Annotated in this window: 5 protein-coding genes and 1 pseudogene; 2 read left to right on the forward strand and 4 right to left on the reverse strand. The window is 32.0% G+C overall.

The genetic code is table 11. The features are described 5' to 3' along the window. Positions 1-83 precede the first annotated feature (83 nt). From E0Z07_RS17420 to E0Z07_RS17435, 4 genes and pseudogenes are all read right to left on the reverse strand, one after another. A complete protein-coding gene (locus tag E0Z07_RS17420) occupies positions 84-2195 on the reverse strand; it encodes a hypothetical protein (RefSeq protein ID WP_131541056.1) in 2112 nt (703 codons plus the stop codon). A 32-nt stretch (positions 2196-2227) separates the two neighbouring features. Further along, a pseudogene (locus E0Z07_RS17425) lies at positions 2228-7027 on the reverse strand (DUF11 domain-containing protein); the annotation flags it as partial. Further along, a complete protein-coding gene (locus tag E0Z07_RS17430) occupies positions 7023-8003 on the reverse strand; it encodes an IS30 family transposase (RefSeq protein ID WP_006265742.1) in 981 nt (326 codons plus the stop codon). The gene E0Z07_RS17430 and the pseudogene E0Z07_RS17425, both read right to left, overlap by 5 nt. Before the next feature lie 113 nt (positions 8004-8116). Continuing rightward, the gene (locus E0Z07_RS17435; RefSeq protein ID WP_207893707.1) at positions 8117-9115 is read right to left on the reverse strand and encodes a hypothetical protein; all 999 of its coding nucleotides are present in this window, start codon (positions 9113-9115) and stop codon (positions 8117-8119) included. A gap of 1673 nt (positions 9116-10788) precedes the next feature. Here E0Z07_RS17435 and E0Z07_RS18110 point away from each other — a divergent pair. Next, entirely contained in the window at positions 10789-10959 is a 171-nt protein-coding gene (locus tag E0Z07_RS18110; protein WP_165868452.1) for a hypothetical protein, read from the forward strand. A 224-nt stretch (positions 10960-11183) separates the two neighbouring features. Further along, entirely contained in the window at positions 11184-12437 is a 1254-nt protein-coding gene (locus E0Z07_RS17440; RefSeq protein ID WP_131541057.1) for a helix-turn-helix domain-containing protein, read from the forward strand. Positions 12438-12469 lie beyond the last annotated feature (32 nt).

The following is a 12469-nucleotide window of genomic DNA, read 5'->3' on the forward strand; positions in this document are numbered from 1 at the left end:
TAAAAGGGAGAGGCCGTTATTGTGAGTTGGCTTTAGCCTCTCCCTTTCTAAAAAGAATTAATTGTTGTTTGTTGTATTCTAAATTATTTTACCTCTTTACCTAGGTATTCTACTACTACTTCATAAGTATCTGCTGGTAAAGCTGTATAGATATTTCCTACACCGATATTAAAGTCAATCTTAGTATCATTTACTACCACATCTTTTATAGATTCAGTAACTACTACACCTGCTTTTAGTACCTTGATAGATAACACACCATTGATAGCGTTATCACCTGTAGCATTAGCTAATGTTACACCTGTAGTTCTAGCAGATTCGCCATTAGTTGTAGTACTTCCTTTAGCTAATAATACTTGGCGCCCATTATAGATATTCCCTGTGAATACGATATCTCCTTCGTTTGTGATATTATCTCCTAAAGCTTGTTTAATTATATCTTTATAGTTTTTGATAATCTCTAATAAGAATGAAGCTGGTAATTCAATAGGAGTCTTCTCTTCTTTACCATTTACAATTTTCATTGTATAAAATACTAAGTCAGTATCAGTATCTTTAATCTTACCAAAATATACGTTCCCTCCTGAGTTTAACACATTAATTAATGTATTCTTCACTTCTTCATTGTTGTTAATAGAAGAGATGATATCTGCCGTCATATTAATGAATTGCTCAACTTTATCTTCATTACTATACTTATAGAAGATTTCTCCTTTCTTAACATTAGCTTCTACTGGTGCTGGAGCTGCTGCATAATCTTCTAATTTACCATTAGCTTTTGCTTCTGTTCTTAAGATATTAGTCTTAGTTTCTACTGAAGCAACAAGATCTGTTAGGTTGATAGTTTTGTACTCATTTGCAGTATTGTCCCAGTACTGTAGTACCCAATTTGGTTTTGTTGAATCAGTACTGATATTCTTATAGATAACATTACCTTCTGAGAACTGAGTGATGTACTGCAAGTACTCTTCTACAGATGTAAAGTTCATATCTTTTCCTCCTACTTGGATAGTGATATTTCCTTTAGTCGTTAAGATCTCTTCGATATTATTTATCACTCCACCTACTACATTTACATGAATAGCTCCAGCTGGAACTGCAGTCCATTTAGTCACATCTAATTCTCCTCCTCCTACAATGTATGCTTCTGATAAATAGTATTGTTTATTTTCATAAGTAACAATAGTAGTTTTAGACTCAGTTTCTGCTACTAGATTACGTAAACTAATCGTCTTATACTCTTCTGTAGCTTTATCATAGTATTGGAATACCCAATTAGGAGCTACATCAGTACCAATGTTTTTATAGATTACATTACCATCAGCAGACTGAGAGATGTATTGTAAATACTCTTCTACAGTTGTGAAAGTTTTATCTCCGTCTTTTGTAGTTACAGTGATTGTAGTAGGTGCTTCTAAGATTTCTTTGAAGTTGTTTACTACAGTTTCTTTTACTTCAATCTTAATAGCTCCGTTTGTTTTTTCATCTAACTTATCAAGTATATCTTTAATCTTAGCTGGGTCGGTTTCTTTACCAATAGCTTCTACAATCGTTTTCTCGTTGAAATATACATAACCAGTTGTTTTACCATTTGCGTCTTTGATGTCTTTAAAGAAAGTATTTGTTTCTACTCCCTGTACCATCTTAGTAATGTCAATCTGCTTAGTTGTATACTTCCCATTATCATAAGTCACATAGAACATTTCTTTAGTCTCAGGATTATAAACAATCGTAGTATGCTTTTCAGTAACTACTGGTTTGCCATCTTTATCTTTATTATCAGGGTTAGACGGTAATATGTAGTTCACTACAGCTTGAAGATTCTTTACGTCTTCTTCTAATTTAGTAGTGATATTCGTGATATTATCACCTAAATTCTTAATTACAGTATCTAATTCTTCTTTCCCTACTATTCTATTCCATTTAACACCATCCCAGTAGTAAAAACCTTTAGGCATAGTCGCTGATGCTGTATTATTATATACTAATAAACTTTCTATTTGAGCTCCTTCAATAGGTTTGAATACATTCTCTACTGTTAAAGCAACACGAGGAATCAAGATACCTTTATTTCCTGCCTTAGCTACGATGTCTAATTCTGCAGAAGTAGCAGGGTCCGGCGTACCGATCCCTACTTGTGCGTTTGCGAAATATGTTGTTCCTAATAATACCGCTAATAATGTGATTTTTTTCATATCTTTTTATATATAAATATTGTTGTTTCTAATTATCTGATTTTCTGTGTGATGTTCAGGTTAGATTTAACTGAACAATTTTTAGTACTTAATTTTATAGGAATACGTCTACCTACAGGACAACCATTTCTATATGTTTGTACATAGATTACTTTATACTTACTACCTGATGGAGTTCCATCCTCATTGCCTTCTTCTACTTCTTGTAAATCTTTAGGTAACTTAAATGTATATTGCTTAACAGGTAAGCCCTTATCGTCAATTACATCCTTAGCCTCTCCAACAATTGGTTTTTCAGGATTGTTAGGATCACTGTCTCTTTCTTGAGTAAACATCTGATAATCTGTACATTGATCATTGCTATTTATTACTATATTACCTTGTTCACATATATCTTTAATATCTTCATTGATATCGAAACCATTACCTAAGTCCACTTTTGGAGCCAAACTAACTTCATATATTCTAGTAAATTCTCCTATAACTCCTAATACATCGGCATAAGTGATTTTTACTCGATCAAAAGCTTCATCTGTTTCTTTAATAATCATTTTATACTTTCTCTTATAGCCTAAGCCCAAAAGTTTTAAATCTATTACCTGAATACCTCCTGTACCATCTATTTCTGGTCCAACTTTTTTATCTCCTAAGTAACGTTGGATCTTAAATGCTTTGATCAATTCTAATCCTAAAACAGGATTACTTGGAGTACCTGTTACGATATGTAACTCATCTCCTGGCATAGCTTGTTGCTTAAACACAACAGTCATATGAGCTTGATTAGCAACAGATACTACTCTACTAATAGTAGCATACGTATCTAGATTATCATCCACTGCATTCCAAGGATTAACAACTGAGGCAGTAGCACTAGCAACTCCAAGACCTAAATCTTGTACTCCATGTAACACATCTAATACAGAAGAGTGTACGCCTTCAGAAACAGGTTCGCAGTACCCCCCTTCAAACTGAGGAACTTGTTTATCATAATAAACACCGTATACCTTAGCTAACTGGGCTACTCCTACTAATGCTCCTAATGAAATCTGTACTCCATAATATTCTTGTGGGCCATTTTTACTAGAAGGAACAAAAGTGTATTCCAAAACATTATCACCTGTTAATAAATCTAATAATCCACCTGAAACAGGTTTTATTGTACCGATACGTTTTCCTTCTTTTGTTAACCCTACTACTGACAATCCACCTGCTACAATCAATCCACTATATTCTTTACCTAACTTAACAGTCACTGGAGTTCCTGCTTTAACAGGATGGTCAAAATAAATATTCTGCCAAGTAGTCCCTAAACCTAATAAAGCAACTGTAGAAGAAATAGTCGAATATGTTGTCGGATCCCCATCTACTGCATTTTCCTTATTTGCAACAAAACCGGCTAAAGTAGTGTACCATGTAGTATTCATGTCTGTTCCATCAGGAAGTTTACCTCCTCTAGCATAAACACGCTCAATAGTTGGTGGGCATAATGAATCGTCAAATACAGTAACTAATAAACTATCATAACTCTCACACCCATTTAATTCACTATATACAGTCAATGTGTAATTACCTACAGCATTAAACTCAACTTGATTACTTTGTACTTGTTTATTATCATAATACCAAATAGGTGTACTTCCATTTGTCTGTACATTTGGCAACTGCAGAACAGCTTTTCCTGTACTACTATCAATCTTAACACTTACGCGTTGACTTCCTTCAATACTTAAAGTAGGTCCTTCATTTTGGATTACTTCAAATACATCTGACATATAAGAAAGTGTACTTCCTTTCGTCGTTACTACAGTATAATCACCTGGAGTTTCTGTACTTAAAGTTCTCTCTTTACCATAATTTGGATTTGTATTTGTACCACTTCCACTATTAACAATCGCTTCTCCATTAAAATACCACTGATAAGTATCTGCAACATCTTTTACTTTTAAAATAATCGATGAACCAGCACAAATAGTATTTCCTGATATTTCGTCACCTTTTTCATCAACAACAATAATAATAGGCTTATCTAACATATTATCATTTACTACCTTAATCACAGTCCCTGGAGCTTTAGTTCCGTCAGGCTGTACTGGATTTGTATTATCTACAGGAGGATAAGAAGGATAGAATACTTCCTTACCTACTTCTTGTCCTGCTTCACCTACATAAGCAATATTCTTAATCTCAACTATACCTGATAAATCAGCATTTACATCTACTTCAAAAGTAAAAGCAACTGTTGCACCAGGAGCTAAAACTCCTTTATGAGTAAATACAACTTCATCTTCCGTTAAGACACCTGCTACACTTGATTTGTATTTCACCCCCTTAGGCATTTTATCTTTTACAATAAAATCTGCTATCGGAGTAGTTCCTTCATTGCGAACATGGATAGTATATTCTACTACTTCTCCACCTTTTACAGTACTGATTGTAGCATCATTATTAACTTTATATGATTTCCAAGAAACTAAAGATTGATTAGGATTAACTACTCTACAAGTACGTACTACATCGTATAGATGTATACTTGCTCCTACGTTTACTCCTACTAATGATTTCATCCCTATAGAAATACGATCGTAAGCTGCCTTTGGTCTAAAAGGAAGTTCTACCATTTGACCTGTAGTTAACAAATCAAGTACATTGATTCCATTGATTAATCCATTAGTACTTGATAATGCATCTACTTCTTTATCTCCTTTATAAGCTTTAATCTCTAAAGCACCTATTAAGTCTACATTTACTTGACCACCTTGTGTTTTAAACTTAATCAAAGTCTCTTCGCCCGCTTTTGCATCACTATTAAAGTAGATATATTGTCTAACTGCGCCTGCAATATTTAATGTCCCTGAAGATATTTCAGAGTAATTTGTAGTATTGTTATCAATGGCATGCTCAGGATTCTTAACCCCTCCTCCTGATAAATCTTTTACATCAAGAGCCAAACCACCATATTCAAATGAAGTTGCAAATGAAGGAACACAAGAGTTAGTATCACTTTCATAACACATACTATATACATTCATACTATTAGGTTTAGCAGTAGCACCAACTAAAGCTTTAGATACATCTGTAATACGTACTGATTGATAAGGAACAGTTGGGGTAATAGCTAAATAAGTACGGCCTAAACTATCTTTTACAATTCTGATAGTACCTGCACCTTTAGCTGCATTATTACTCACATTACTTTTACCATCAAGAATAACAGCTTTAGCAGCATTCTTTACTTCTACTTCAAAGAAGTGATCTCCTAAAACAAGTCCATTTAGTAATCCATTTACTACATTACCTAAGCTACCTCCTAATAAAGCATTCAATAATTTCTCATCAAAATCTATACGAACATAAGATGTAGTATTAGCAGGTACTTCTTTAGCATACCCTAACTCGATATGACCTGAATATTGACCTCCTAAACCTAATAAAATACCAGATCCTGAGTTTATAGTAGCATAAGCATCAAAATTATCACTAAAGATATTATCAATATCATCTGCATTAGAAGCACTTAGGACTGTAGTAGCACATACTGGTTTTATAAATGGTGATATTGTAGTGTTTTCAAGACAAGTTGAGTTTACTCTTTTTACATCATATAAACGAATAGAAGGAGTTAAAGCTACATTCACTAAATTACCAACTTGTAATTCCACTCTATCAAAAACATGTTTTGTATCAAAAGTTAAGGTTTGTATTCCTCCTGATTTGAATAAATCTAATAGATTCAAGTTATTAATTAAGCCTTGTTGAAGTGTAAATGATTCTTTCTGTTCATTTCCTAAATAAGTAACTACTTTATAATTTCCTAATAATTGAACTGATAAGGCAGAACTAGGATCTAACTGTAGTCTTACTTTTAATTCATCTCCTACTTGAGAAGGTTGATTAAAATATACTGTTTGTTTTATTAAACCAGCTATAGCAACTAGTCCTGTACTAATTTCTGAGTAATTAGATGAGTTACCACTAATCGCATGATAAGGATTCTTAACTCCAGCTTTTCCTAAGTCTAAAAGACTCAAATTGATTCCTTGTTGACTATAAGAAGTAAACTGAGCAGGGTAACATAAATCTGTACCTATATCAGTACACATATTATACACTTTAAGTGCACGAATCTCTCCTGTAGGTAATGAACTACTTACACTATTAGACACGACAATACTTTGATAAGCTTGATTTGGAGTAACTGCTAAATAATATCTACCGATATTATCTTGTACTAATTTAACTGTTCCATTTGTAGTCCCTTCAAAGTGATTTGAACTTGAACTTTTTAAAACAGAGCTACCAGCAGTATCATATGCCTCTACAGTAAAAATATGATTACCTAATACTAATCCACCTACATTAGCAATCAAATCTCCTAATGTACCACCTAACAATGCATTTAGCATACCTTTTTCTGCATCAATACGGATATAAGATGTTTTATTAGCAGGTAAAGCACTATCATATTTCATTTGTATTCTTCCATTTTGAGGAGAAGAAACAAGTAAACTTCCATTATTTGCTACTAATGACGCATATGTTTCGTTATTTCCATCAACTGCATTATATGGAAAATCTACATTCTCAAAAACTCCTAATTTAGTAGAACATGAAGCTACTTCAAAAGGTTGAGCTGTTGCATCAGGAATAGTAATTAAAGGATTCTTGCAATTCACTTCATCAAAACGCTCTACATCATAGATACGAACAGAAGTTCCTAATAAATCAACACCTACAGGTGCTTTAAGACGAACTTCTAAACGATCAAATGCCTTACCAGGCGCAACAGTAATATCAACTTTTTCACCTAACTTAATTAAGTTGGTGGATTCAAGTATTAAATGCAACAGTAACCATTAGGTTTAATTTTTCTGTAAAAATTTCGTTAGGCGATTTAAAACCAAATCTCTTTCTTGGTCTGTTGTTTAAAATATTTACAGCCTTGTCAATTGCTGCTTGTGTAATTAAATCGAAATTAGTCATTTTAGGGAAATATTGTCTTACTAATCCATTTAAATTTTCATTAGCTCCTCTTTCCCAACTGTGATAAGGCTTTGCGAAGTAGTAATCAAGCTCTAGAGTGTTAGCTATATTTTGATGGTTTGCAAACTCTTTTCCGTTATCAGAAGTCATAGTATGAAGTAACGGTTTGAAGTCTTTTAAGAGTTCTATAATTTTAGCTTCTACAACGTGAGCTTCCTTTGATTCTATCTTTCCCATCCATAAAACCCCTGTAGCTCTATCGTTTATAGTAAGCAGTGCTCCACGATGATTTTTCCCTATTACTAAATCTATTTCAAGATCACCTATTCTATATTTATCATCAACTATACTAGGTCTTTTTTCAATATCTACTCTATTACTTATCAAGCCTCTACTGTCTTTGCATGCACCTCTTTTTCTATATTTTTTACCTTTAGTTCTAAGATGCTTATAAAGCTTTCCTCCTTGTTTTTTGTTCTGCCAAATGAATTGATAAATACATTCAACAGAGACCATTTCTTTTGCTTCAAGTTTACTTCTACCTACTATTTGTTCTGGACTATAATCTTGATTAAGATAGTCTATAATAGTTGTTTTTACGTTTTCAGTTAAGCGTATTCTCTTGCGTTTTTCTTTGTGTCGTTGAGCTGTCTTTCTTTGTCCAAGATTAGCTTTATAAACACCATTTCTTTCGTCTGAATTGCGCTTAAGCTCTCTGCTAACAACAGACTTGTCTTTGCCTATATAACAAGCAATTTCAGTAAGTGATTTACCTGCCTTTTTATATGCTTCTATTTTATATCTTTGTTCTAACGTTAAATGTGACATCTTTTTGGGTGTGTAGGAACCTCAAAAGTAGATGTTTTTTTTCGCCAACGGCGGAGAACATTTGCTCCATGGAGCAAATGTTCTCCGCCGTTTTTTAAATGCTGTTGCATTTATTAGTTGAATCTAAGGTTTAATAAATTCAAATCAGAAACCAAACCTCCTGATAATGACTTTTGATATACTAGACTTTTACCATTATAACCTAATACCTCCACTCCACCTAATAGATTTAAATCTAATACTCCAGTACTCCCTACAGCTAAACTAATATTAACGGTAGCTTTCTCATCTGATGTAGTAGGAAAATAGAATATCTGAGACATTGAACCTCCTACATTAACACCTAATAAAGCTCCTGGTGATACAAGTGAGTATGTATTAGGATTATTATCTATAGCATAACTTAAGTTCTGATTCTTTAAATTCAATAATTCTAAACTAACTCCCTCACCATCAAAAGAAGTTCCTATTGGTTTTCCACAGTGACTAACATTACTATCATAAAAAGAATCATAAACATAAAAATGTTTAGTTGGTGCTGTAAGTTCAACTACCGCTTTGCTATAATTAGAGAATTTCAACTTACTAATTTCTTTATCTGAAGTAATAGCTAATAAGAAATGTCCATTAATATCTTCTATTAGTTTTACAGTTGCATTTTTAAATCCATCTTTAGAGCTTTCTTTTAAAATTACGCTCCCATTAGAATTATATGCTGATACTTCAAAATAGTGATTACCTAAAAGTAATCCATCCACTAATCCTGTTACCAAGTTACCAATACTACCACCTAACAAAGCATTTAATAATCCTTTATCTTCGATACCTACTTTAGTAAAAATAGTATTGTTTTTAGGTACACTTTTATTGAATAATAAATCTAACTCACTATTATAACCTAGTAGTCCACCTACTACACCTGCTTTAGCACTTAACTCTGCATAAGTATTCAAATCACCATCAGCAGCGTAAAGCGCATTTTCTACATGCTCATTATTTTTAATAGTATCTGCATACACCTTAGTCTGCCCCAAGGACTGTACTAAAGGAACGAACAGGACGAGCAAAAGCAGTAACCTCCTCCATAGAGAAAAAGTAGTTTTTTGTTTCATTTGTTGTTTGTTAATTGTGTTTTATAAAATATTATTATGACCAAACTCCTATTGTGAGTTTAGAGCACAGATCATAATCATTACATTGAAGAGGATGTAAGGTCGAACTTATAAGTGTAAAAAATAGTGCATAGCTATTGTGAGTTGTCACACACTGTATTCCAACTATTGTGAGTTATGGAATAACAATTAAACGAAGAATTGAATTCGCGAAGAACAATTACTATCGAATAAAAGATTTACTTACTCTATAAGTCTCATCTTAACACCACTTCGTGGCGAAGTTTTCAAAACCTAGTTTCAAAACCTTTTATACTTACTTCTTTCTTATTCCCATACTTACTTTTTCCATAAATGATAAAGATTAATTTATTAAGCTCCACTTCCACTCCACAGTGAAACTTAGAACTTATCTACTCGATAATTACTAATTCCTATGTACTACATCAAAACATAGTTCTCTGCTTGTTGCATTCACAGGCACAAAACGACTAGCTAGATATTAGGCTACAGTTAATACAATCTACAACTAGTAAATCACTATCTCGCTCTCTACTACTTTCGCAGTACTAAATGTGAGTTCTTAATTAGAGCGAAATAACCGATGTTACTTATGTTATCTATTTTTATCAACCAATACCAAGTATTCAAATCGTTTTTGCTAATAAACTTCTTCTGTCATCCATAGGAAAACCTAAGGAATCAGATTTATAATAATTCGTTAGTAAGGGAATTTGTTTAGAAATCTAGCACTATCTCCACTCCCCTAAAAAACTCCCTCAACTGAATGTATTATTAAAACATATTGAGGGAGTGTAACAGTTTTTCATTGTCCCCACAAAATCAAAACTGCTAATATTATCTAGATTCACTGGAACTGTATCTCTTCCCAAATTCAAAAACAAAATTAGTCACTGCACGAGAGGTTGTGCCTATACTTAAGCATGGTTTTTATCATAAATAGAAGCCCAATACGGTTGTTAATAATCTTAAATCGACACTTTTAAAAAGTTTAAAAAGACGCTTTTAAAAACAACAAAAAGCTAAAAAACAGATATTTAAAAACTTAAAATAGTACTAGTACCTAACTAATTTTAACCATTCTAAAATACAGTATTTACCCATCATTTGATACACTACAAAATATGAAACATCAATAATTTAAATGGTACAATACAATTTTACAAAATGCAAAATAGTGTCAAAATAGTCTAGGTTACTCCATTTATAAAAGAAGATTAAAACCTAAAAAGTCATAAAAAGGAATTGACAAAACGGTATATGATTTTTATAATAATCTAGATAAATAGTACAATCAACGTACCTTCAGTAGTTAGAAGTTGATTATTACTTTAATATATTTTACAGAATAATATGTTATAAAACTAAAAGGAAACAGATCACTAAAAGACACTAAAAAATTAATACTTTCCTAGCCTAGTCTATATTTAAGATATCATAACTTAAGCTCACTTTTAACAACAGCCTTAGTCTAACTGTTAATAAATGTCATTAATCTTATAAAACCTTCCTCTATTCGCATAACACACTAATTCACAAATGTCTTAAATAGATAAACAGGGTAATTATTTAACAAAGAACTATACTTTTTTATAGTACATATTACAGCTTTTCACTCTATATTGCTTAATTAAAGCAAAACAACAAAAAATATGAAAAAACTACAACAACAACCTAATAACAAAGAGGTTACACCAAAATCAATTCTCTTAGATATATTCAAAATCAAATACATCACACCACCTATTAGAAGTTATACTTCTAAAATATTTAACAATTACAGAAAAGAAGATTTAGAGATCAATATGTCTTTTAAGTACTAAAAAACACTTAGTATATCACATATAGTCTGTTTTACGCTAGTATTATTCACCACTCTACCCTTAACTAATACTAACAGTACACTAACTATATAGACTTTCTCACTATCAAAGTCAAAAATTGCTATTATAGAAAAGTACAGATGTCTACTGTTTTGGGCTAAGACAGCAGCTATCCCCTCGTACTCTATTCTATGGTATTGATTATTTATTGTTAAAAAATTAAAATGGATTCGAAAAAAAAACAACAATATACCCATATAGGATTGGTTCCTATATCGGTAATACTGAGTTATGTCCTTATAACTTGGCTACTTACTTTATTCATTAATATAAAGGATATAGTACTCACCTACACCTCATATACCCTATTTGATATAGCTCCAAAAATGCTTCAGAATATTGGATTGGGTCAGCTATCTATCTTTCAAAGCACTATAAGCATTAATAACTTCAGCGGTGTACAACTACACCATGAAATGACAACCTATATAGATCTACCTATCAACTATTTTGTATCAGGTATATTCTACGGTATGGCTTTCTTAGGCCTAATAGCTAGTTTTATTATCTACCAAATCTTTAAAGAACGTAAATGGATTAGTTATTTATCTATACAGTTACTTATTACACTTTGTTTTATAACAGGAGATATTCTAAATCTATTTCACATTCATTCACAAGCAGTTGAATCTTTTTTAAAAGCAACTATTCTTTCTTCCTCTATCATTTTTACAGGTATGTTACTATCTACATACTACCCATTTGGAACGAAGAGATTTATGTATAAGAATGAATTAAAATTATATTCACTGACCTCTATCATAGCTATTGTATTATACTTCTCTAGCTACTTATACGGAGGGAGACACTCTCTATTACTAGATATCACTGTACTTGTATTCTTTATTTTTGTACAATTAACTAAAAGGAATTTAAAACACATAAAGCAATACTATCTTTATGTAGCTTTTTTAATATCATTGTGTATTCTGTTAGGACTGAGCTTTATCAATCTAGAAATAGATGATCCTATCACTATTCAGAATCACGCTATGCCAAACTTAAAGCTATATGTATCAGCGATTATCGTATTGAGTATTATCAATAACTATGTACTAGTTAGAAAAAACCAAAAACACAATATACACAACCGTGTTTTTATGTTTCAATATGTATTAATGCTAAAGAATTATCATAAACTACTAGTTCATGAGAAAAATGCACAAACTCTAAAACAGCCTGATACTATTACACTTAAAGATCATCAAGAAGACTTGTCTTATCATTTAAAGAACAATTATAAACTAACTGAGAGAGAAGTAGATGTACTCTACCTCATCTGGGATGGACTGACTAATAAAGAGATAGCACATGAACTTAGTATAACGATAAGTACTACTAAATATCATATCAGTAATATATATCTGAAGTTAAATGTAAACTCGCGTTCACAAGTATTTGCATTAAAAGATTGGTAGCATACTTCAGTTACTTTTCTATTACTAATATA

This window comes from Myroides odoratimimus (assembly GCF_004337635.1).
Classification (GTDB): domain Bacteria; phylum Bacteroidota; class Bacteroidia; order Flavobacteriales; family Flavobacteriaceae; genus Flavobacterium; species Flavobacterium odoratimimum.